Source organism: Kribbella sp. NPDC003557 (assembly GCF_040610805.1).
In the GTDB taxonomy this organism is placed as follows: domain Bacteria; phylum Actinomycetota; class Actinomycetes; order Propionibacteriales; family Kribbellaceae; genus Kribbella.
The window spans coordinates 153,887-175,252 of sequence record NZ_JBEXMY010000009.1; the positions used below are offsets into that span (position 1 = coordinate 153,887).

The 21,366-nt window shown below is 69.6% G+C and carries 15 protein-coding genes and 2 tRNA genes; 9 read left to right on the forward strand and 8 right to left on the reverse strand.

Translation table 11 applies throughout. The features are described 5' to 3' along the window. Positions 1 to 23 precede the first annotated feature (23 nt). Positions 24 to 96 (reverse strand) — tRNA-Pro (locus ABZW60_RS34300). A gap of 108 nt (positions 97 to 204) precedes the next feature. Here ABZW60_RS34300 and ABZW60_RS34305 point away from each other — a divergent pair. The 3 genes from ABZW60_RS34305 (at position 205) to ABZW60_RS34315 (ending at position 1,633) form a co-directional block, all read left to right on the forward strand. Next, positions 205 to 275 (forward strand) — tRNA-Gly (locus ABZW60_RS34305). A 303-nt stretch (positions 276 to 578) separates the two neighbouring features. Beyond that, a complete protein-coding gene (locus ABZW60_RS34310; RefSeq protein ID WP_355484044.1) occupies positions 579 to 1,310 on the forward strand; it encodes a phosphotransferase in 732 nt (243 codons plus the stop codon). After that, the gene (locus tag ABZW60_RS34315) at positions 1,307 to 1,633 is read left to right on the forward strand and encodes a hypothetical protein (RefSeq protein WP_355484046.1); all 327 of its coding nucleotides are present in this window, start codon (positions 1,307 to 1,309) and stop codon (positions 1,631 to 1,633) included. Before ABZW60_RS34310 ends, ABZW60_RS34315 begins: the two co-directional genes overlap by 4 nt. Positions 1,634 to 1,678: 45 nt before the next feature. On the opposite strand, the gene ABZW60_RS34320 is transcribed toward ABZW60_RS34315, so the two are convergent. The 5 genes from ABZW60_RS34320 to ABZW60_RS34340 form a co-directional block, all read right to left on the reverse strand. Next, entirely contained in the window at positions 1,679 to 2,185 is a 507-nt protein-coding gene (locus ABZW60_RS34320; protein WP_355484048.1) for a hypothetical protein, read from the reverse strand. 13 nt (positions 2,186 to 2,198) lie between these two features. Then, positions 2,199 to 3,722 carry a nitric oxide synthase oxygenase gene (locus ABZW60_RS34325; RefSeq protein ID WP_355484050.1) on the reverse strand — a complete coding sequence of 508 codons (1,524 nt, stop codon included), beginning with the start codon at positions 3,720 to 3,722 and terminating at the stop codon, positions 2,199 to 2,201. Positions 3,723 to 3,824: 102 nt separating this feature from the next. Next, a complete protein-coding gene (locus tag ABZW60_RS34330; RefSeq protein ID WP_355484052.1) occupies positions 3,825 to 4,454 on the reverse strand; it encodes a DivIVA domain-containing protein in 630 nt (209 codons plus the stop codon). Continuing rightward, positions 4,451 to 5,626 carry a globin domain-containing protein gene (locus ABZW60_RS34335; protein ID WP_355484054.1) on the reverse strand — a complete coding sequence of 392 codons (1,176 nt, stop codon included), beginning with the start codon at positions 5,624 to 5,626 and terminating at the stop codon, positions 4,451 to 4,453. Before ABZW60_RS34335 ends, ABZW60_RS34330 begins: the two co-directional genes overlap by 4 nt. A 282-nt stretch (positions 5,627 to 5,908) precedes the next feature. After that, positions 5,909 to 7,777, reverse strand: coding sequence for a hypothetical protein (locus tag ABZW60_RS34340; RefSeq protein WP_355484056.1), 1,869 nt, complete (start codon positions 7,775 to 7,777; stop codon positions 5,909 to 5,911). A gap of 140 nt (positions 7,778 to 7,917) precedes the next feature. Here ABZW60_RS34340 and ABZW60_RS34345 point away from each other — a divergent pair, with 140 nt between their 5' ends. The 5 genes from ABZW60_RS34345 (at position 7,918) to ABZW60_RS34365 (ending at position 15,899) form a co-directional block, all read left to right on the forward strand. After that, positions 7,918 to 8,979, forward strand: coding sequence for a MoxR family ATPase (locus ABZW60_RS34345; RefSeq protein ID WP_355484058.1), 1,062 nt, complete (start codon positions 7,918 to 7,920; stop codon positions 8,977 to 8,979). Beyond that, a complete protein-coding gene (locus ABZW60_RS34350) occupies positions 8,972 to 10,753 on the forward strand; it encodes a hypothetical protein (RefSeq protein WP_355484060.1) in 1,782 nt (593 codons plus the stop codon). The genes ABZW60_RS34345 and ABZW60_RS34350 overlap by 8 nt, the downstream gene beginning before the upstream one ends. A 64-nt stretch (positions 10,754 to 10,817) precedes the next feature. Next, positions 10,818 to 12,047: an MFS transporter gene (locus tag ABZW60_RS34355; protein ID WP_355484061.1), complete on the forward strand. Its 1,230-nt coding sequence runs from the start codon at positions 10,818 to 10,820 to the stop codon at positions 12,045 to 12,047. Positions 12,048 to 12,366: 319 nt separating this feature from the next. After that, a complete protein-coding gene (locus tag ABZW60_RS34360; protein ID WP_355484063.1) occupies positions 12,367 to 14,031 on the forward strand; it encodes an ABC transporter ATP-binding protein in 1,665 nt (554 codons plus the stop codon). Continuing rightward, positions 14,028 to 15,899, forward strand: a complete 1,872-nt coding sequence (locus ABZW60_RS34365) for an ABC transporter ATP-binding protein (RefSeq protein ID WP_355484065.1) — start codon at positions 14,028 to 14,030, stop codon at positions 15,897 to 15,899. Before ABZW60_RS34360 ends, ABZW60_RS34365 begins: the two co-directional genes overlap by 4 nt. 43 nt (positions 15,900 to 15,942) lie before the next feature. On the opposite strand, the gene ABZW60_RS34370 is transcribed toward ABZW60_RS34365, so the two are convergent. Both ABZW60_RS34370 and ABZW60_RS34375 read right to left on the reverse strand, forming a co-directional pair. Continuing rightward, complete coding sequence (locus ABZW60_RS34370) at positions 15,943 to 16,869, reverse strand: RNA polymerase sigma-70 factor (protein ID WP_355484067.1); 927 nt, start codon at positions 16,867 to 16,869, stop codon at positions 15,943 to 15,945. Further along, positions 16,869 to 17,801, reverse strand: coding sequence for an NAD(P)-dependent oxidoreductase (locus ABZW60_RS34375; RefSeq protein WP_355484069.1), 933 nt, complete (start codon positions 17,799 to 17,801; stop codon positions 16,869 to 16,871). The genes ABZW60_RS34370 and ABZW60_RS34375 overlap by 1 nt, the downstream gene beginning before the upstream one ends. Before the next feature lie 163 nt (positions 17,802 to 17,964). Between ABZW60_RS34375 and ABZW60_RS34380 the strand changes: the two genes are divergently transcribed. Beyond that, the gene (locus tag ABZW60_RS34380) at positions 17,965 to 21,363 is read left to right on the forward strand and encodes an alpha-N-acetylglucosaminidase TIM-barrel domain-containing protein (RefSeq protein WP_355484071.1); all 3,399 of its coding nucleotides are present in this window, start codon (positions 17,965 to 17,967) and stop codon (positions 21,361 to 21,363) included. The last annotated feature ends 3 nt before the right edge of the window (positions 21,364 to 21,366 follow it).

The window sequence follows — 21,366 nt, forward strand, 5'->3', positions numbered from 1 at the left end:
CAGCCGGTACTGCACGGGGTTTGTCGGGGCGACAGGACTCGAACCTGCGGTCTCCTGCTCCCAAAGCAGGCGCGCTAGCCACTACGCTACGCCCCGCAGTGACCGCACGAGTCTAGCCGCCCGAAACCAGTGCTCGCGCCACCGGGGCCCTCGAAAACCCGTTTTGAGTCTCCAGGCCTCCGTATGGAATCATGTCCGAGCACCGCGGGTGTAGCTCAATGGTAGAGCCCCAGTCTTCCAAACTGGCTACGCGAGTTCGATTCTCGTCACCCGCTCGGGCGAGCGGCGAGGCATGCCGACGGAAAGCGTCGGCCTGTCTCGCCCTCTTCTTTTGTGCGCCTTCGCTTCGCTCGGCGCGGGCGGGGGCTCCGCCACCCGCACCCCCATGGCGTGGGTCGGGTCGGCCGGTCGCCGCCAGTGCTGGGTTGGGTCGGCCGTCGCCGCCAGTGCTGGGTTGGGTCGACCGGTCGCCGCCAATGCTGGCTGGGTTGGCTGGTCGCCGTGTCCTGCTGGGTTGGGCTGGTTGGTCGCTGCCTGTGTTGGCTTGGGTGGATCCGTTGGGCCGTAGGGTTTGGTGGATGGGGTGGGACGTGCTCCGGGAGTGGGGCGAGGATGTGGTTCGGCTCGGGCCGTTGTCCGGGGGTGTGGCCAATGATGTGTGGCGGTTGCGGGTTGGGGGGCGGCCGGCTGTTGGGCGGTTGGGGTCGCGGAGTGATGGGGATCTTGCTTGGGAGACTGGGCTGCTCCGGTACCTCGACTGTCAGGGGTTGAGTGTGCCGGTGCCGATTCCTACTGAGGACGGTCGGTTGTTCGCGGATGGGCTTGTGGTGATGACCTATCTGGAGGGTGGACCTCCTGAGACGCCGGACGACTGGCGTCGGGTGGCTGAGACGCTTCGTGAATTGCATCGGTTGACGCGGGGGTGGCCGCAGCGGCCGGGGTGGCGGGGGTCGGTGGATCTGCTGCACGCGGAGACGGGGACGAAGGTCGACCTTCGGGCGATGCCGGCTGAGGGTGTTGTTCGGTGCCGGGCGGCGTGGGCGCGGCTTGTTGGGCGTGAGACCTGCGTTGTGCACGGCGATCCCAACCCCGGCAACATCCGTATGACGGCGGACCAGGTCGGGCTGATCGACTGGGACGAGTCGCACGTCGACGTCCCCGACCTCGACCTCGTGCTCCCCGGCAACGCCGCCGGCCTCGACGACCACGCGTACGACGTCGCCGCCCAAGCCTCCGCCGCCTGGGAAGCCGCCGTCTGCTGGGACGACGACTACTCCGTCAAACGCCTGGCCGAAGTCCGTCCGGTATGACGATCGAGTGGAGTGCTGAGGACCGCCGGTGGTTCGAGCGGCATGAGGCGCGCCTGCGGGAGTTGGTGGAGCAGCGGCTGGCGGAGCACCGGCGTACGGGCGTGTATGTGTTCGACATGTTCATCGCCGAGGACGACGACTCGACGGACGGGCCTCCCAACCGGTGGGTCGCGCTGGACCACGACACGGGTGAGCTGATCCAGCGGGTGCCGGCTGAAGAGTTGGACGACTTCTACGCCCAGCACCCCGACTGGGTCGAGTACACCGGCATGGTCGATGAACTGAACGACCAGGCGAAGGATGAGATGACTCAAGAGCCCTGAGCTTCTCTACGGGTGGATCGCCCAGGAAGGTGGTTGGGCGCGCCGCTACCGGTGCAGGCGGTGTAGCCAGCGCGTCGCCTGCGCCGGCCGGGTGAGGTGGAGGAACTTGAGGTTCGGCAGGTCGGGGCGGGTGAGGAGGGTGCGGCCTTCCTGGCGGCGGACTTGGTGGGATGTCCAGGCCCAGCGCAGCGGATGCCGAGGATCACGCCAGATGGCTGATCCTCCGGGCTTGTGCGCTCCGGCTGGTCGGCGGGTCAGCTCGATCCTGACGGTCCGGCGCAATGCTCGCCACACGACCAGAGGCTTCGGGTAGTCGAGGAAGACGACCGTGTCCGCGACCCGGTAGATGAGCTCGTCGGCGTAGTACGGCGCCCCGTCGAGGATCCATCGGGGCCGGGCGGCCAACTCGGTCAAGGCTTCGAGGTACTCACGCGATCCCATCGCGCCCAGTGCGTCCCGCTCGGTCAGGGGCAACGCCGTACGCGCGGCCAACTCTCTCGCGAGGGTCGACTTGCCGCTGCCGGCGCAGCCCATGACCACTACCCGGTCCACGTCTCCCAGCATGTCAGGGGAAGGCGGGTGGGCCGCCGTGGAGGGAGCGGCAGGTGGCTTCGGGGTCGGTGAAGAAGTTGGGGACCTGGGTTTTGGTCGTGTAGTAGCGGTGGAAGACCGGGGTCAGGGAGCCGGACAGGGGCGGGACGATCCAGCTCCAGTCGGCGGGGCAGTCGCGGCCGGCGCGTTCCTCTTTTTCCAGGTGGATGAGGAAGCGGCGGGACTCGGTGTGGTGGTCGGTGACGGTGACGCCGTTGAGGTTGAAGGAGTGCAGGACCGCGCGGTTGATCTCGACCAGCGCCTGGTCGCGCCACAGGGTCGCCTCGTGTGAGGTGTCCAGGCCCATCCGGTCCGCCACCTCGGGAACCAGGTCGTAGCGGTCGGTGTCGCCGAGGTTGCGGGCGCCGATCTCCGCGCCCATGTACCAGCCGTTGAACGGCGCCGCCGGATACGAGACGCCGCCGATGTCGAGCCGGTTGTTGCTGATCACCGGTACGGCGTGCCACCGCAGCCCGAGCCCGGCGAACCAGGTCAGCTCGGGATGCTCCAGCGGCACCTCCTGCACCGCGTCGCCGGGCAGCTGGAACATCCGCGGCCCCTCGTCGGCGGTCTCCACGACGAGCGGGAGTACGTCGAACGCGCCGGGCCGGTCGGGCGGCCGCCACCCGCGCTGGATCAGCTTGGTGGTGAACGCGCGGTACCGGGGATCGCCGAGCGATCGCCCGTTCGGTTGCTCGTACCCGGCGTACCGGATGAGCTGCTCGTTCCAGATCCGGGGTGCGGGACGGTTCGGCGTCTCAGGAGCGAACACGCTGATCGTCGGCCGGATCTTGCCGCCGTTGTGCGCGCTCCGCAGATGCTCGAAGCAGTGCGCGGCGACGCTACCGGCGTCGGACACCGTTCTCAGGTCGCGCACCTGCAGGCTCCGCCAGTACAGCCTGCCGATGCACCGCTTGTTGTTGCGCCAGGCGACGCGGGCGCCGAAGGTCAGCTCGTCGGCGGTGTGCCAGTACGTGCCGGTCAGGTCGATCTCCTGCATCACCGCCGCCAGCCGTGGCTCGAGCCGCCCGGCGCTCGGGTTCTCGCCGTAGAAGAGCTCGAGGAACTCCGTCGCCGCGGCACGCACCTGCTCGACATCGGCGATGTCAGGCGCGGGCTCCGGCACGGGCGGCCCGGAGGACGCCCCGGACGAGACCGGACAGCCGGTACGCGGGTCACCACCCGACGGCTCGGCGCCGCCCTCGAGCCGCGGAGCGCCGCCCGGCAGGCGGGATCTGCCCCGGCGGCGAGGTGCGAGCCGGGATTCGCCCGCTTGGGGCCGAGAGTCGCCGGCTTGGGCTCGGGATTCGCCGGCTCGGGGGCGCTGCGTGCGGGGACGCACATCGACGGCGTAGGCGACGCAGATTCCGACCGCCAGGACGAGGATGGCCACGCCGAGTGCGATCGCCACAGCCGTCGGCAGGTCGCCGCCGAGGCCGAGCGCGCCGATGACGCCGGCTGCCACGGCCAGCCCGACAGCCGCCAGCGGGCGTGCCAAGGGGCGTGCCGGGAGGCGGCGAAGGGGCGGCGGCGCTTGATGGGCCGGGGGGCCCAACCTGTCGTCCTCTGCGGGAGCGGGTCTCAGAGGAGCTCGCACCGGTCAGTCCGAGCTCGGAGACGCGGGGCCGCTCCCGTTCCGCAGGCGGACCTGCCAGTCGCTCATGTCGTCGAACCAGGCGTCCTTCTGGCGCGACGCCGGTTCGCCGGGCACGGTGCCGTTCCCGATCCGGTCGACCTCGGTGGCGAACGAGTCCACGATCGACTGCATCCGCACCTGCGCCGTCTGGGCGTACGAGCGGACCTGCTGCCCGGCCGAGTCCATGGCTTCCTCGACGATCCGGCGCTCATGAGCGCGGGCCTGCCCGATCCGCTCGCGGGCGTCGCGGCTGACGTCCTGGACCATCTCCTCGGCCACCAGCTGCGCCTGGCTGAACAGCTGGACGATCTGCTCGTTCACGCGGTCGCCGGCCTGCTCGTACTCGTCCACCTGCGTCTGCGCGCGCTGGAGCTCCGCCCGGGCGCGCTGCAGCTCTGACTGGAGACGCTGGTTCTCGGCCCGGCTCTCGCTGAGGTCCCTGGCCGTGGCGTGGACCTGCTCGGCCACCACGTCGAGGTACTCGTACACCTGGTCGGCGTCAAGACCCCGTAACCGGCGCTGGAACGTCTCGCCCCGGATCGCTTCGGGTGTGTGGTAGTGCGGAGAGCCGTGGCGGTGCTTTCCGTTCGTCACTTGTTGTCTCCTGACCTGGTCAACGCTGGGCCGGCGGTGTGCTCGTCCACGGCCGCGTAGTAGAAGTGCTCGTACTTGATGTGCTCGGTGTCGACGCCGGCCGCGGCGAGCCGCTCCAGCGTGTGCGCGACCATCTGCGGGCCGCCGCACACCATCGCCGTCCGTCCGTGCAGGTCCTGCTGCGCCGCGATCGTCCCGGCCTTGCCGCGCGTCCCGGGGTAGGACGCGTCGTCGGACACCACCTCCGTGTAGTCGAACCACGGCCGGGTCTGGGCCAGCTCACGCAGCCGCGGCCGCTCGTACAGGTGCCAGGGCATCCGGACGCCGTGCAGCAGCTGGACCCGCGGGGCGAAGCGCGTGCGGTTCCACTCGTTGTCGATCTGCTCCAGTACGGCGAGCAGCGGGGCGAGGCCGGTGCCGCCGGCGACCATCAGCAGGTCCCGGACGTCGTCGTCGTGCCGGGTGAGCCGCTCGCCCACCGGCGCGCCCAGCTTCACGGCGTCGCCGGCCTTGAGTGACCGGACCACGGTCGGGCTCACCTGGCCGCCGTCGATCTGCTGGACGTGCAGGTCGATCGAGCCGTCGGCGCGCGGCGCGTTCGCCGGGCTGAAGTACCGCCACATCCGGGGACGTTGCGGGATCTCCATCGACACCGACTGGCCGGGGCGGTAGTAGTACGCGCGCCGCGGCTTGACGGTGAGCAGCGTGAGGTCCATGGTGCGCCGCTCGACCGAGAGCACGTCGGCGTCCCACCAGTCCGGGCTGGTCTCCGACGACGTCTCCGCGGCCTCGACCATGATCCGTGCGATCACCTGGTACGCCGCCGTCCAGTGCATGGCGAGGTCCTCGTCCCACTCGGGGCCGAGGAAGTGTTTCAGGGTCGCGCAGAGCGAGGCGCCGACCGCGTTGTAGTGCTCCGCGACGACGGCGTACTTGCGGTGGTCACGGCCGAGGTGCTGCAGGAAGGCCGCGTCCTGGTCGATCTGGTTCGCGTGGCTGACGATCCGGCCGAGTGCGCTGACGAACTTGTCCCGCTGGCTCGACATCGACAGCGGGAACATCGCGCGTACTTCGGGGTAGGAGACGAACAGGTGTGAGTAGAAGTACAACGGCACCTGTTCACCGTGTCGCGTCACCCGGTCCCAGCTGTCCTGGAGGGCGTTGGCATCCATCGGGCTTCGCTATCCGGCTCGAGAAGGCAGCTCCTCGAACGATGCGGTCGGCCCGTCTGCGGGCGCGATTGACTGCCGGTCGTCGGTAGGTCGCGCCGACGGATACTGCGTTGACAAGGGTGCCCTCCCAGTTCCAGTCCCCGAGTCTTCTTTTCCAGTCCTCCGTTTGTCTCCGCGAAGACCTACCCCAGGGCCCCGGACGCGAAACCGCGAATCGGACCAGAACGTGCCGAAATTGTCACGCCCCGCTCAGATCCCTGTGAATTCAAACGATTGAGAGTCTCAGGGCGCCCGGAGGAAGGCGATTCCGTCAACGGTGGCAGGGGCTGTCGAGGTCGAGACGATCTTCAGCGCGCCGGTGCGGAACGGTGTGGTGGGCAGGTAGGTGACGACGCGGCTGGTCGTTGTGGCTGCCAACGAAACGGTGCCGATCTTGATGTTGGCGTGGTAGACGTCCACGCGGCCCTGGCCGGGGCCGTGGAGTGCTACCAGCGCGATGCGCAGGCCCGCCTCGTTGGCCTTGGTCAGGTAGGCGCCGTTGGCCTTCAGCACGGTCGTGGTGCCCTGGAACGCCAGAGTGCTCGTGGAGCGGGTGACGGTTCCGGCAGACGTCAGCGCACGGTCGTCCTCGGGCGCTACCGAACAGATCGGCGCGGACCAGGCGGAGAGATTGCCCAGGTAGTCGCGGGCGCGGACCATGAAACACTCGTCCCAGCCCAGCCGCGGCGCCCAGGTGATCGACGTGATGCGGGTGTTCTGCCACACCGCCGGGTAGATCCACTTCCCGAACGCGACACCCGGCGCGGCGACCTTGTAGACCACGTCGTACGACGCGATGTCGGTGTCGTCCTTGTACGCCCAGCGCACCGTCGCGGACCCGCTGAGCTGGACGCGATCGCCGATCCGCCACGTGACCAGGGACGGCGCCGTCCCGTCCACCTCGCTGCAGTACGACGCACTCCACGCGCTCAGGTTGCCGGCGTAGTCCCGCGCACGCACCTGCCAGCACGTATCGGTGCCGATCGGCGCGGTGAGACTCGCCCCGGTCGTCTTCAGCCCCTGCCAGGCGGCAGGCTGGATCCAGGCGCCGTACGGCGACGTACGGCTCGGGCGCTGCTGGTACTGCAGGTCGTAGCTGTTCACGCCCGTGGCTGGTGAGTTCGGGTCCTGCGGGTCGTCGTACGCCCACTCGAACGACAGGCTGGTGTTGTCGCGGATGCGGTCGCCGGCCGACGCGGTGGTCAGTACGGGCGCCACGGTGTCGGGACGCTGCTGCGGGTCCGCGGTCAGCCAGCTGAGGGTGATCACCCGCGGGTTGCTCGACGCGTCGGCGTACACGATCTTCGCCAGACCGGATCCGTCAGCGCGGAAGCTGGGGGTCGCGGTGCGGATCGGCCCGTACCGCCGCTGCCCCAGCGCCGGGTCGTTGAGGTCGGTGACCAGCAGGTCGGAGCCGGACGCCTGCACGGCGAAGCCGTTGCCCAACTGCGAGTCAGCGGCCACGGACAGGTTGCGCGGCGGCTGCGGTCCGCCGACGTCCACGACCTGGTTGCAGCCGCTCAGCAGCGCCCAGCGGCCGTTGACGTCGTCCTGGCCGACTGTGCACGCGCCGGCGACGAGCACGGTCTTCACCACGCCGGTGGTCAGGTTCTTGCCGTCCAGATGGCCCGGCTCGGTCACCTTCCAGACCGTGTCGCCCGACATGGCGAACGGCGGGGCGAAGTCGGCCACCTTGGCTTTCGTCGCGACGTCGTACACCTCTGCGGTCGCCGCCGCGGTCGCCCGGTGCGAGACGAGCTTGCCGCCCTTCCCCAGCACCACCTCGTCCGCGGCCGGGAACGTGAGGCCGCCCACCTTCGCCGTACCGCTGTCGAAGGTCAGCAGCGTCGGCCCTTCGACCTGCAGCGGCTTGCCCGCGCTCGAGCCTCCGGTGGCAGTCCAGGTGGTCCCGTTGTTGCTCGTCTCGTACACCGGGTTCGAAACGACCACGCGCGCGCCGGACATCCCGACGTCGACCGCGGTCTTCCCCGGGACGAGCACGCCCTCCCCCAGATGCTGCGGCGGGTCAGCGGCCATCACCTGCGACGACGCCGTCAACGGCAGCAGCACGACGGCACAGACAACAGCCGCCTTCACACGAAAGCTCGGCACCACAGACCCCCCAGTACTCCTCGGTCAACGCGCCGCACCCTAGCCAGTAACCGCCGGTAACGGAAGCGGGCCGGAAAAGCGGGTGACACACCGTGACCGCAGGAGGATCCTGAAGGGCTGACCAACGACGAAAGGGACTGATGCAGCCAGGAATCACGGTATCGGCGGCCGAGCTGCCCGAAGTACTGCTGCACGTGGCAGTGGTACGCCCGGTCTTCCTCTGGGGCGCACCGGGGATCGGGAAGAGCAGTCTGGTGCGAGCGTTCGCGGAATCGCTCGGTCTGGAATGCGTCACGCTCCTGGGCACCCAGCTGGCGCCGGAGGACCTGATCGGGGTCCCGCAGATCGTGGACGGCCGCAGCCGGTTCGCGCCGCCCGTGGCGATCGCCCGCGACGAGCCGTACTGCCTGTTCCTCGACGAGCTGAACGCGTCCTCCGCGGAGGTGCAGAAGGCGTTCTACTCGCTGATCCTGGACCGCCGCATCGGTGAGTACGAGCTGCCCGAGGGCTCCGTCGTGATCGGCGCCGGCAACCGGGCCACCGACAACGCCCTGGCCCGTCCGATGGCCAGCGCGCTGGTCAACCGGCTCGTGCACATCCACCTGCGCGCCTCCGCGACCGACTGGCTGCGGTGGGCGGGGACGGCGGGGATCCACCCGTGGGTCCTCGAGTACCTGCGGAACCGTCCCGACCACCTGTGGACCGCGCCGCCGAAGACCGAGGAGCCGTTCTCGACCCCGCGCAGCTGGCACATGCTGTCGGACGCCCTGCTGTCGTACGGCGACGACGTGTCCGACGAGACGCTGCGGGTCCTGGCCTTCGGCACCCTGTCCGCGACGCACGCGTCGGCGTTCCGCGCCTATGTGAAGACGGTGCGGCACGCCTACGGGCTGGACGCCGTCCTGAAGGGCGAGACCGGCTGGCCGTCCGCGCCGGAGGACCGGGACCTGCTGTACTTCCTGGCCGAGACGTTCCGGGCCCGGCTGGTCAAGGAGCTGGCCGCCGACAAGGCTTCCGCGAGCCCTGCCGCACGTCAGCTCGCACACCGCGGCAAGGCGCTGCTGGTCGAGCTGGCGGAGATCTCGCTGGAGGTGGCGCAGCTGGTGATCGCGGCCGACGACGACGGCCGCCCGGTGCTGCCGACGTGGTTCCTGGTCGAGGTCAGTCGCGACCTGCCGCGGCTGGTGGCCGCACGTGCCTAAGCGTAAGGCGCAGCGAGACCCGGCGTGGGAAGCGATCCAGGCGGGCTGGGGTGCCATCGCCCGGCACCCGCTGTTCGCACCGCTGGCGGACTGGGCGCACAGTCCGCTCCGCGACGACAGCTGCCCGGCCGACGGCTGGGCGACCATCGACTCGAACGGTCAGATCAGGACGCACCGGACGCGCCGGGCGACGCCGGAGGAATGGTCCTGGGTCTTCGCGCATCTCCTGATCCACCTGGGCCTGGGCCACGCCGAGCGGGACCTGCCGGCCCCTGATCAGGCCATGAGCGCCTCGTACGACGTGGCCGTCAACCGGTACCTCCAGTCGCTCAAACTCGGGACGCCGGTCGTCGACATGCCGGTCTCGTTCCCAGGACTGGACGAGGACGCGCTGGCGCGACAGTGGCGACGCTCCGGCGTGCCGGCGGACTACGAGCGCCTGGGCGTCGCCGGTCACGCACCGGACGTCCGGACCGCCCGCTGGAACGGCTGGGGTAAGCCGCCGAACTGGAGCGAACTGTTCGCCGCCGGGCTCTCGGCTGCCGCCGCAGCAGCTGTCGACGTGGCCGGCGGCGCACGCTCCACGCTGAGCTCTGGCCGCGACGGCCGGGACAAGTGGGACCTGGCGCTCGGCTGGTTCGTGTCGTCGTACCCGCTGCTCGGCGCGATCGCGTCGAGCATGAAGATCGTCGCCGAGGCGGAGCTCGCTCGCGGGTGGGACATCCACACCGCGGCGGTCAACGCGTCCGTCGGCGAGATCTACATCAACCCGCTCACCAACCTCACGCTGAGCGAGTGGCGGTTCGTCATGGCGCACGAGATGCTGCACGCCGCCCTGCGGCACGGTGAGCGTGTCGGCGGCCGCGACCCGTATCTGTGGAACGTGGCGGCCGACCTGGTGATCAACGGCTGGCTGCTGGAGATGGGGGTCGGCACGATGCCCGACGGGGCGCTTCACGACCCTGCGCTCAAAGGCATGTCCGCCGAGGAGGTCTACGACCGTGTCGCCAAAGACCTGCGCCGCTACCGCAAGCTGGCGACGCTGCGTGGGGTCGGCCTGGGCGATGTCCTCGGCCATCCGCTCCCGCACTCCGGCGAGGCCGCCCGCGGGGCCGGGCTCGACGACATCTACCGGCGCGCGCTGAGCACCGGGCTGGCGTACCACGACAACGCCCGGGGCACGCTGCCTGCCGGGCTCGTAGAGGAGATCCGCGCACTGGACCACCCGCCGCTCGCCTGGGACGCGCAGCTGGCCCGCTGGTTCGAGGAGCACGTCCCGGCGGTCGAGAAGACCCGCACGTACGCCCGTGCCTCCCGGCGCCAGTCCGGTACGCCGGACATCCCGCGCCCCGGCTGGGTCCGCCCCGTCGAGCTCGAGCGGCTCCCGACGTACGGCGTCGTGCTGGACACGTCGGGCTCGATGGACCGCGAACTGCTCGGCAAGGCGCTCGGAGCGATCGCGTCGTACTCACGCGCCCGCGACGTACCGGCCGCACGGGTCGTGTACTGCGACGCCGCGGCGTACGACGCCGGCTACGTGCCGGTGGACGACATCGCCGGCCGGGTGAAGGTCCATGGCCGCGGCGGGACCGTGCTGCAGCCCGGGGTCGACCTCCTGGAGCGCGCCGCCGACTTTCCCGCCCACGGGCCGATCCTGCTCATCACCGACGGCGAGTGCGACGTCGTCCGGGTACGGCGGGAGCACGCGTGGCTCATCCCGCGCGGCGCGTCGCTTCCGTTCACCGCAAGGGGGCCGGTGTTTCGCGTGGAGTGAACTGCCTCTGCTCACGGCGAACAGGCGTAGTCGAACGACTCTGCTGAGTGACAGGTTCACCGGCATGGCATGGGTCGTGAGAGGCGAGTTCCGGAAGCTGTGGATCGGGCAGCTGGTGTCGGCGTCGGGCAGTGCGGTCACCACTGTGGCGCTGCCGTTGGTGGCCGTGGTCAGCCTGCAGGCGTCAGCCGTGCAGATGGGTGCGCTGTCGGCGTTGACCATCGCACCGCACCTGGTGTTCGGGCTGCTGGCGGGCGTCTGGGTCGACAGGTGGTCGCTGCGTCGCGTGCTGATCTGGACAGACGTCGGACGCCTGGTCCTGCTCGGTTCAGTGCCGGCCGCGGCGGCACTGGAGTGGCTGCACATCGAGCAGCTGTACGCCGTCGCCGTACTCACCGGAGTGCTGACTCTGCTGTCCGACACCGCGTCGCAGACGATGATCCCGTGGCTGGTGCCGCGGGACGAGCTGATGCGAGCGAACAGCGCCGCGCTGCTCAACGTCAACCTCGCCTCGACGCTCGGTCCCTCCGCGGCAGGTTTCCTCGTTCAGGTGCTCACGGCCCCGTTCGCGATCGTCATCGACGCGGCGTCGTACGTCGTGTCCACCGTGACCGCGTACCTGATCCGTGAGCCCGCGCGTGGCGCCGCACCGGAGCGGTCCCAGGCACGTCTCTCGGCCGGCCTGCGCGTGCTGTTCGGCGACAGGATGCTCCGGCCGCTCGTCCTCTCCGCGGCTGTTGCGGCCATGGCCGGCGCGATGCAGGGACCGCTCATCGTGCTGTTCCTGATCCGGGAGCTGCACAAGTCACCGGCCTTCGTCGGACTCTCGCTCACGACGTTCGGAGCAGCCGCGGTGGCAGGCACGTTCGTTGCCCCTGGCTGGTCCCGGCGTGTGGGACTCGGCCGGTCCTATCTGAGCGGCGTGTTCCTGGCATCCCTGAACGGCGTCGCGTTGTTCACCGGAACGACATCGCTGATCCTGCTCGGACAAGTACTCGCCGGGCTCGGAATGTCGCTGTTCGCCGTCCCGCAACGGACCCTGCGGCAGTCCACGGCCCCGCCGCACCTGCTGGGCCAGGTGACCGCCTCGTGGCGGACCCTGGTCATCGGTGGACAGACCGTCGGCGCAGCCGTGTCAGGGGTGCTGGCCACCGCGATCCAGATCCGTCCGACCCTGCTGCTCGCCACCGGCGGCATGCTCGCCGGACTCCTGATCGCCCTCTGCTCCCCGCTCCGCGAGCTCCGGGAGCTGCCCGAAGAGGCATCAGGTCAGCGATCGATCGCCAGGCACTGATCATGGAACGTGATAGGTCCGGAACGCCCCTCCGCCTGGCACCCGGACGGCCTATTGCGACAAGCGGTAATTCATCGCCGGGGAATGGAATTGGCAGGACAAGCGCTTACCCACTGAGCGATACTGGAAAGTGCGCCGTTTTCAGGTCGCCGAAACCCCTTTGACGAAGTAGATGGGAAGTGCGCCCGTCCAGATGCACCCCGAGCACGCTGTCCAAGCGCCGTCGATCGCTGCCCCTACCACCCGTGCCCCCGAACGTAGCCGCAATCTGTGGCGGCTGCGTCCCTATCTGAAGCCACACCGCTGGCGCCTCTCGGTGATGTTCACCACCGCGATGCTCGGCGTCGCCGTCAGCCTCACCGTCCCGCTGGTCACCAGGGCCATCATCGACGGCCCGGTCACCCGGCGCGAGCTGAGCATGCTGGTTCCGCTGGCCCTGCTGGCCCTCGGGCTCAGCATCTCCGAGGTCATCCTGGTCTGGATGCGCCGCTGGGCGCAATCCCGGACCGTCAGCGACCTGGAGGCCACGCTCCGGCACGACCTGTACGTCCGGCTGCAGTCGCTGCCGATGGAGTTCCACACCCGCTGGCAGAGTGGCCAGCTGCTGTCCCGCGTCACCACCGACCTGTCCACCATCCGCCGGTTCATGGGCTTCGGCCTGCTGTTCCTGGTGATGAACATCCTGCAGCTGGCCGTGGTCACGATCCTGCTGCTCCAGCTCTACTGGCCGCTCGGTCTCGTCGTCCTGGTGGCCGCCGTACCGATCGTCATGGTCTCGCTGAAGTTCGAGAAGAAGTACCTGCGGATCTCCCGCAAGGTGCAGGACCAGCAGGGTGACCTGGCCACCCGGATCGAGGAGTCGGCGCTCGGCTTCCGGGTGATCAAGGCCTTCGGCCGCCGGCCGCACGTCCAGGCGCAGTTCGACGACGAGGCCACCACGCTGTACCACACCGAGGTCGAGAAGGTCCGGCTCGCGTCCCGGTTCTGGAGCTTCCTCGGCGTCATCCCGAACCTGACCCTGGTGATCGTGCTGCTGCTCGGCGCGCTGGCCGTCGGCCGCGAGGCGATCACGCTCGGCACCCTGGTCGCGTTCATCACGCTGATGCTGTCGCTGGTCTGGCCGGTCACCTCGCTCGGCGCGATCCTGGCGATGGCCCAGGAGGCGATGACCGCGGCGGACCGGATCAGCGAGATCCTGGACACCCACTCGGTGATCAAGTCCGGCAGCGAGGAGCTCACGAACCCGCGCGGTCACCTGCGCTTCGAGCACGTCGGGTTCCGGTTCTCCGACGACTCCACCGAGGTGCTGCACGACATCAACCTGGACCTGACCCCTGGTACGACGCTCGCACTGGTCGGCGCCACCGGGTCCGGCAAGACCACCCTGACCGCACTGGTCCCCCGGCTGTACGACGTGACCGCCGGGCGGATCACCATCGACGGGCACGACATCCGGGACCTGTCCCTGGTGTCGCTGCGGACCGCGGTCGCGTCCGCGTTCGACGACCCGACGCTGTTCTCCATGAGCGTCCGGGAGAACCTGACGCTCGGCCGTCCGGACGCCACCGACGACGAGGTCCAGCAGGCGCTGGAGGTCGCCCAGGCGCAGTTCGCCAACGACCTCCCGTGGGGCCTCGAAACGCGCGTCGGCGAGCAGGGCATGTCGCTGTCGGGTGGTCAGCGCCAGCGGCTCGCGCTGGCACGGGCAGTGCTCGCCAAGCCCGCAGTACTGGTGCTGGACGACACCCTGTCCGCCCTTGACGTCCACACCGAGGCCCTGGTCGAGGAAGCGCTGCAGAACGTGCTCTCCGACACCACCGGCATCGTGGTCGCGCACCGCGCGTCGACGGTGATGCTGGCCGACAAGGTCGCGCTGCTGCAGAACGGCACAGTCACCCACGTAGGAACACATCAGGAGCTACTGGCCACGGTGCCCGAGTACCGGCACCTCCTGGCCGCGGAGGAAGAGGAGGTGCACGCATGACGACGACCCAGCAGACACCTCCTCCCGAGGATGTGAAAGACGACCAGCCGGAGGAACAGAGCTGGCGGGGTCAGTTCGAGGAGGACCCCGACCGGGAGATCTCCCGGGCCACGAGCATCCGGCTGAAGGAGGACTCCCGGAAGCTGCTCGGCGAGCTGCTCCGGCCGTACCAGAAGCTGATCTGGCTGCTGGTGGTGATCGTGATCGTCGAGAACGGCGCCCGGCTCGCCGTGCCGTACCTGGTCCACCTGGGCATCGACAACGGCATCCCGCCGATCCTCGCCGGTCAGGGCTCGCGGGAGCTGATCACGATCGTGATCGCCGTGCTCGCGTCGGCCCTGTTGCAGGCCTGGGCGCGGCAGCTGTTCCTGATGCGCTCCGGCCGGCTCGGCCAGACCATCCTGCTCGGCCTGCGGCGCCGGGTGTTCGACCACTTCCAGCGGCTCAGTCCGGCGTTCCACGACAAATTCACCTCGGGCCGGGTGATCTCCCGGCTGACGTCCGACGTCCAGGTCATCGACGAGATGCTGGCGAACGGGTTCGACGGTCTGGTCACCGCCGCGCTGACGCTGGTGGGTACGGCGATCATCCTGCTCACGCTGGACCTCAAGCTCGGTCTGCTCGCGCTGCTGTCGTTCCCGGCGCTGCTGATCCTCACGGCGTGGTTCCGGAAGCGGTCCGCGGTCGTCTACCGGCAGACCCGGGAGGCGGTCGTGCTGGTCATCGTGCACTTCGTCGAGTCGATGACCGGGATCCGCGCGGTGCAGGCGTTCCGCCGCGAGCCGCGCAACGAGGAGATCTTCCATGGCGTCAACGACCGCTACCGGAAGGCGAACCTGGAGTCGTTCCGGCTGAACGCGATCTTCATGCCGTCGATCAAGGGCGTCGGCAACATCACCATCGTCGCGATCCTGGCGTACGGCGGGTACCAGGCGTACCACGGGCACGTGACGGTCGGCGTGCTGACCGCGTTCCTGCTGTACCTGCGGCAGTTCTTCGAGCCGCTGCAGGACATCTCGCAGTTCTACAACACCTTCCTGTCCGCCTCGGCGGCGCTGGAGAAGCTGTCCGGCGTGCTGAACGAGACCCCGGACGTGCCGGAGCCGATCAAGCCGGCCAAGCCCGGCCCGGCGCGGGGACACCTCGAGCTGCGGAACGTGCGCTTCGAGTACGTCGACGGCGTACCGGTGCTGCCCGGCCTGCAGCTGGACGTCCCGGCCGGTCAGACGCTGGCCCTGGTCGGCACAACGGGAGCCGGCAAGACCACGATTGCCAAGCTGGTGGCGAGGTTCTACGACCCGACGGGCGGGCACGTGCTGCTCGACGGTGTCGACCTGCGGGACCTGTCCGAGGACGACCTGCGCGAGCGGGTCGTGATGGTGACGCAGGAGAACTTCCTCTTCACCGGCTCGGTCGCGGACAACATCCGGTTCGGCAAGCCGGACGCGACGATGGACGAGGTCGTCGAGGCCGCCAAGGTGATCGGCGCGCACGACTTCATCATGGCGCTGCCGAACGGCTACGAGACCGCGGTCGAGAAGCGTGGCTCGCGGTTGTCGGCGGGCCAGCGGCAGCTGGTCGCGTTCGCGCGGGCGTTCCTGGCCAACCCGGCCGTGCTGATCCTGGACGAGGCGACGTCGAGCCTGGACATCCCCAGCGAACGGCTGATCCAGCGGGCGCTGAAGACGATCCTGGCCGACCGGACCGCGATCGTGATCGCGCACCGGCTGTCAACCGTCGAGACCGCCGACCGCGTGCTCGTCCTGGAGTACGGCCAGATCATCGAGGACGGCTCGCCCGACCACCTCATCACGGTCGACGGCCACTACGCCGGACTGCACCAGGCCTGGGAAGAGTCGCTGGCCTGACCTGACGGCACACAGCGGGGCGCAGGGTCTTCCTTGCGCCCCGCTACCCGTTTCTACGGGCCGCGTTGGTGTCCCGTACGACGGCCCACGCGTCGGCGACCGGGCCGACGTGCCGGAGCTTGTCCGGGTTCACCACCGCGCGGATCGCCTGGATCTGTCCGTCGACGATGTCGAGGGTCCAGGTGTTCACCACGCGGCCCTCGCCGTCGCGGAAGATCGCGCCCGGCTGGCCGTTCACCACGTGCGGCTCCACGACGCCACCGATGCGAGTGAACGGCGCGGCCAGGGCGGCGAGCATGCCTGCCACATTGCGAGCGCCGGCAACGACACCGCGACCCCACTGCGGCGCCTTGCCACCGGCGTCGCCGACCAGCTGCACATCGGCCGCCAGAAACTCCAGCAGGTTGTCGACGTCGCCTTCTGTGAACGCATCGAAGAACCGGACCGCCAGCTCCTCCCGCTCGTGCTGGTCGGCAGCGAACCGCGGCCGCCCGGCCTCCATGTGGCGACGCGCTCGAACCACGAGCTGACGACAGGCCGCCTCGGTCCGCCCCAGTGCCGACGACACCTCGGCGAAGTCGAACCCGAACACCTCCCGCAGCACGAACGCTGCACGCTCCAGCGGAGACAGCCGCTCCAGTAGGAGAAGAGCCGCCATCGACACCGAGTCGGCGAGCTCAGCTGCCCGCTCCGGGTCCTCGTACGGGTCGGACAGCAACGGCTCGGGGAACCACGGCCCGACGTACTCCTCCCGCCGGCGCCGAGCAGACCGCAGTACGTCGACACAGATACGCGTGACGACAGCGGACAGGAAGGCCTTCGCGGACGCCGGCTCAGTGCTTGTAGCGGCGTACCGGAGCCAGGTGTCCTGCACGGCGTCCTCTGCCTCGCTGACGCTGCCGAGGATCCGGTAGGCGATCGAGAACAGCAGCGGTCGCAGCTCCTCGAACTCCTCGTCGCGCGTGCGCATCACGCCAGCTCGGCCTTGAAGCCATGACGCCACGACGGGTACTGCAGCTCCCAGCCGAGCTCCCGCTTCGCCTTGGCGTTGGAGAAGCCACGGCCCTCGGTCATCATCACCACAGCCTGGTCCCCCGCCAGCCGTCGCGCCAGCCACACCGGAACACGCAGCGGCGGCTTGGCACCCGCGCACTCCGCCAGGTACGGCAGCCACTCGCTGGCCGGTGCCGGGTCGTCGTCGACGATGTTGAACACACCGCCGGCCTTCTGCTCGACAGCCAGCACCGTGGCGGCGGCCGCGTCGTCGAGATGCACCCACGAACTGTAGCCAGTGCCGCGTCCCACCAGCGGGTACTGGCGTTTGCGGACGAGCTCCACCTGGTCGTCGATCGCCCCCGGACCGTAGAACGCGCCGTACCGCATGACGGCTCCACCGATCTTCAGCACGAGGTCCTCGATCCGGCTCAGCGCTTTCAGGCCGACGTACGCGGCTGTGCCCTCCAGAAGGTCCAGCGGGTCCTCCTCGGTCTTCACCCAGCCGCCCTCGCGGACACCGTTCCAGCTCGCGTAGCCCTGGGCAACGAAGTGCGGCACGCCCACCGCCTCGGCCGCGGCCAGCAGGTGGTCGGTCCCCTCGGTCCGCAGCCGGTTGGTCTTGGCGAACCAGCGGTCCGGGTGCTTGATGTCCGGCTTGCCCGCGTGCGCCATCGAGATCGCGGTCATCTGGTGCACGATCACGTCCGGCCGCGCCAGCGCGACCGCTTCACCGACCGCCGCGCCGTCCAGCCCGTCCATCACCACCGCGTCGGCCCCTGCCGCCGCGATCAGGTCCAGCTTCGCCGCACTGGTTGTCGTCGCCGTCACCTGATGCCCCCGCGCGACCAGCTGCGGCACCAGCCGCCGCCCAAGAACACCACTGCCACCAGCCACGAATACTCGCATCGCTCTCCACGCTCCTCCGACGGTTTCGTGCCCGAGACGAGACAGCGTGGCCTGCTGTGACACGCAGGTTAGGAAGAAATATTTCGAAAGTCGTCGCCGAGCTGTTGACCGGCTCCGCGCCGCCATTTAGTTTGGGCCGCGATCAAAATCGGAGGTCAGGTTGATGAACCGACGTACCAGGGTCCGGCGATGGCTCGCCGCGACGACCGCGGCGGCGATGACGGCGCTGCTGCTGACCGCGCCGCCCGCGCAGGCAGAGTCCCCGGAGCCGGCCCCGACCGGCCGCCCGCTGTTCGACACCGGCCCGGCCAAGGACGCGATCCGGCGTCTGGTCGGCGCGCGGTCCGGCAGCCAGATCACCCTCGCCACGATCCCGGCCTCCGAGGGCCGCGACACCTTCCGGATCACCCGCCGCGGCGCCCGGCCGGTGGTCGAGGGCAGCAGTACGCCGGCGCTGCTGATGGGGTTCAACTGGTACCTCAAGCACGTCGTGAAGGCAGACATCTCCTGGACCGGTGACCAGCTCGCCCTCCCGCCGGTACTCCCCGCGCCGCCGCAGCCGATCGAGCAGTCGTCGGTCGTCGAGCACCGGTTCGCCGGCAACGACACCGAGGACGGGTACTCCGGCCCGTACCGCACGTTCGAGGACTGGGAACGGCTGATCGACGTCCAGGCCCTGCACGGCGTGAACGAGATCTTCATGCCCATCGGGACCGAGGCCGTGTACTACGAGGCGCTGCAGTCCTTCGGCTACCAGGCGGACGAGCTGCGTGCCTGGATTCCGACGCCCGGCTACCAGCCGTGGTGGCTGCTGCAGAACATGTCCAACTTCACCGCGCCGGTCAGCGCCCAGGTGATCCGGGAGCGCGCCGACCTCGGCCGGCGGATCGCGGACCGAATGCGGTCACTCGGGATCACGCCGGTCCTGCCGGGCTACTTCGGCACGGTGCCGCGCGACTTCGCGGCGAAGAACCCGGGCGCCACCACCGTTCCGCAGGGCACCTGGGTCGGACTGGACCGGCCGGACTGGCTGGCGCCGACCGACCCGCTGTTCGACCAGGTGGCGGCCCGGTTCTACGAGGTCCAGGAACGGATCCTCGGCCGGTCGACGATGTTCAAGATGGACCTCCTGCACGAGGGCGGCCGGCCCGGCAGCATCTCGGTCGGCAAGGCGTCGGTGGCGGTGCAGAACGCCCTGGACAAGGCGCATCCGGGCGCGATCTGGGCGATCCTCGGCTGGCAGAGCAACCCGCGCCCCGAGACGATCGCGGCCATCGACCGTAGCCGGATGCTGGTCGTCGACGGGCTGTCCGACCGCGCCTTGAGCCCTGACCGCGAGAAGGACTGGTCCGGGACGCCGTACGCGTTCGGGTCGATCTGGAACTTCGGCGGGAACTCCACCATGGGCGCCCCGATCCGTGCCTGGAACGAGCGGTTCTGGGCCTCGCTGGCGAAGAGCGGTTCGGCCCTGTCGGGCATCGCGATCATGCCCGAGGCCAGCTACAACAACGCGGTGGCCATGGAGTTCCTGGCCGAGCTGCCGTGGCACGACGGGCCGGTGGACCTGGAACAGTGGTTCGCCGACTACGCGGACGCCCGGTACGGCGGGACGGACCCGAAGGCGCGGGAGACGTGGCGGATCCTCGCCGAGACCGCGTACTCGATCCCGCCGAACGGCGGCCGCTCGTCGGGACACGGAGGTCTGTTCGCCGCGATCCCGAGCCTGACGGTCCAGCGACCGCACAGCTGGGCGCAGGCGGCGTTCGCCTACGATCCTGCCGAGTTCGCGGGGGCCCTGCCGGCGCTCCTCGCCGTCGGCGGGTCGCTGCGCAACAACGCGGCGTACCGCAACGACCTGCTGGAGGTGGCACGCCAGTCCGTCGCCGACCGGTCCCGGACGTTGCTGCCGCAGATCCGGTCCGCGTACGAGGCCGGTGACCTCACGCGCTTCACGCAGCTGACGGACACGTGGCTCGGGTACATCGCCGGCGTCGACGACCTGGTCGGCACCAACGAGCAGTACCTGATCGGACGCTGGCTGGAACAGGCCAGGAGCTGGGGCGCGAACAGCACCGAGTCCGCGCAGCTCGAGTACGACGCGCGCAAGCAGCTCACGTCGTGGGGCCTGCGCACCACGGACCTGCAGGACTACGCGTACCGCGAGTGGTCCGGCCTCCTGGACGGGTACTACGCGCCGCGCTGGAAGCAGTACTTCGAAGCGCTGAAGACCACGGCCACACCGCAGATCGACTGGTACGACGTAGCGGAACGGTGGTCGTCCGACCAGCAGACCTACCGCACCAGGCCGACCGGCGACACCTACGTAGAGGCCGCCAAACTGCTGGACCGACTGCGCAACGACGACTACGACCTGACGCTGACACTGCGGCCGACGGGCACTGTGGACTCGTCAGGAGCCGCTCGAGTCACGGCAACTGTGACGAACACCAACTACTTCGCCGCAGTGACCGGACTGACCTTCGACATCCCGGCGCCCACTGGATTCACGGTCGAGCCCGTGGGCGAGGCGCCGGACCGGATCGAGCCAGGTGGAACGGTGTCGCGTAGCTGGACTGTCCGTGGAGGTCCGACCAGCCAGGTGTCGCTTGACGTGACGATGCGGTCCGACCAGTCCTCACGCAAGGCCGGCGCGGTCCTGCCGGTCGCAGCGGCCGGACGGTACCAGCTGAGTGATCTGGACTTCGCGTCGTCGCGCAACCACGACGGCGTCTACCCGGTCGCGCGGGACACGGTCACACCCGCCACGCCGTCCGGCAACGGCCAGCCGATCCTGCTCGACGGTGTTGCCTACAGCAAGGGCCTCGGCACCAACGCGAACGCCGACGTACGGTTCGAGCTCGGTGGCGGCTGTGCGCGCTTCACCACGGTGGTCGGCATCGACGACGCGATGAACCACACCCCGGACGGAGACGTTGTCGTCCGCATCTTCGGGGACGGCCGACTGCTGACCGAGTCCGGCGTGCTGCGCAGCGGCATCGCGGGCGCCGCGTCGAAGGCGGTTGTGCTCGACGCGGACGTCACCGGCGTACGGCAGTTGCGGCTGCAGGTGCACCAGTACGACGCCAACCGGTTCTTCGACGCGTTGTCGTTCGGCGTACCGACGCTCACGTGTTCGACGCCCCCGCCGGTGTCGTTGAGCCGGGGCAAGCCTGTAGCGGCTACGAGTGCGGAAGGGGGCCATGCGGCGGCCGCTGCGGTCGACGGCGACCTGAGCACCGGCTGGTTCTGTGCACCCGCACAGTGCGCCGGCCAGCCGTCGTCACTGCAGGTGGACCTTGGCGCCGCTCACGCACTGTCCGCGGTCCGCGTCACGCCGTACTACGCCGACGGCCGGTCGTACCTCTATCGTGTCGACGGAAGCGTGGACGGGCAGACGTGGACCCGGCTGGCCGAGAAGGTGACCCACAAGGCGCAGACTGATGTGGGCGACCGGTACGACGTGACGGGCGCCTACCGGTACGTCCGGGTGACCGGGTTCGGGAACACCACCAACGCCTACACGCTGCACCTCCAGGAGCTGGCGGTGTACGGCGTGGGCTGAAGG

What these genes read in the sequence shown, in the direction of transcription:
- ABZW60_RS34310 (WP_355484044.1), top strand. Translation starts at nt 579, where the DNA reads ATGGGGTGGGACGTGCTCCGGGAGTGGGGCGAGGATGTGGTTCGGCTC.
- ABZW60_RS34315 (WP_355484046.1), top strand. Translation starts at nt 1,307, where the DNA reads ATGACGATCGAGTGGAGTGCTGAGGACCGCCGGTGGTTCGAGCGGCAT.
- ABZW60_RS34335 (WP_355484054.1), bottom strand. Translation starts at nt 5,626, where the DNA reads ATGGATGCCAACGCCCTCCAGGACAGCTGGGACCGGGTGACGCGACAC.
- ABZW60_RS34345 (WP_355484058.1), top strand. Translation starts at nt 7,918, where the DNA reads ATGCAGCCAGGAATCACGGTATCGGCGGCCGAGCTGCCCGAAGTACTG.
- ABZW60_RS34355 (WP_355484061.1), top strand. Translation starts at nt 10,818, where the DNA reads ATGGCATGGGTCGTGAGAGGCGAGTTCCGGAAGCTGTGGATCGGGCAG.
- ABZW60_RS34360 (WP_355484063.1), top strand. Translation starts at nt 12,367, where the DNA reads ATGTTCACCACCGCGATGCTCGGCGTCGCCGTCAGCCTCACCGTCCCG.
- ABZW60_RS34365 (WP_355484065.1), top strand. Translation starts at nt 14,028, where the DNA reads ATGACGACGACCCAGCAGACACCTCCTCCCGAGGATGTGAAAGACGAC.
- ABZW60_RS34370 (WP_355484067.1), bottom strand. Translation starts at nt 16,869, where the DNA reads ATGCGCACGCGCGACGAGGAGTTCGAGGAGCTGCGACCGCTGCTGTTC.
- ABZW60_RS34375 (WP_355484069.1), bottom strand. Translation starts at nt 17,801, where the DNA reads ATGCGAGTATTCGTGGCTGGTGGCAGTGGTGTTCTTGGGCGGCGGCTG.
- ABZW60_RS34380 (WP_355484071.1), top strand. Translation starts at nt 17,965, where the DNA reads ATGAACCGACGTACCAGGGTCCGGCGATGGCTCGCCGCGACGACCGCG.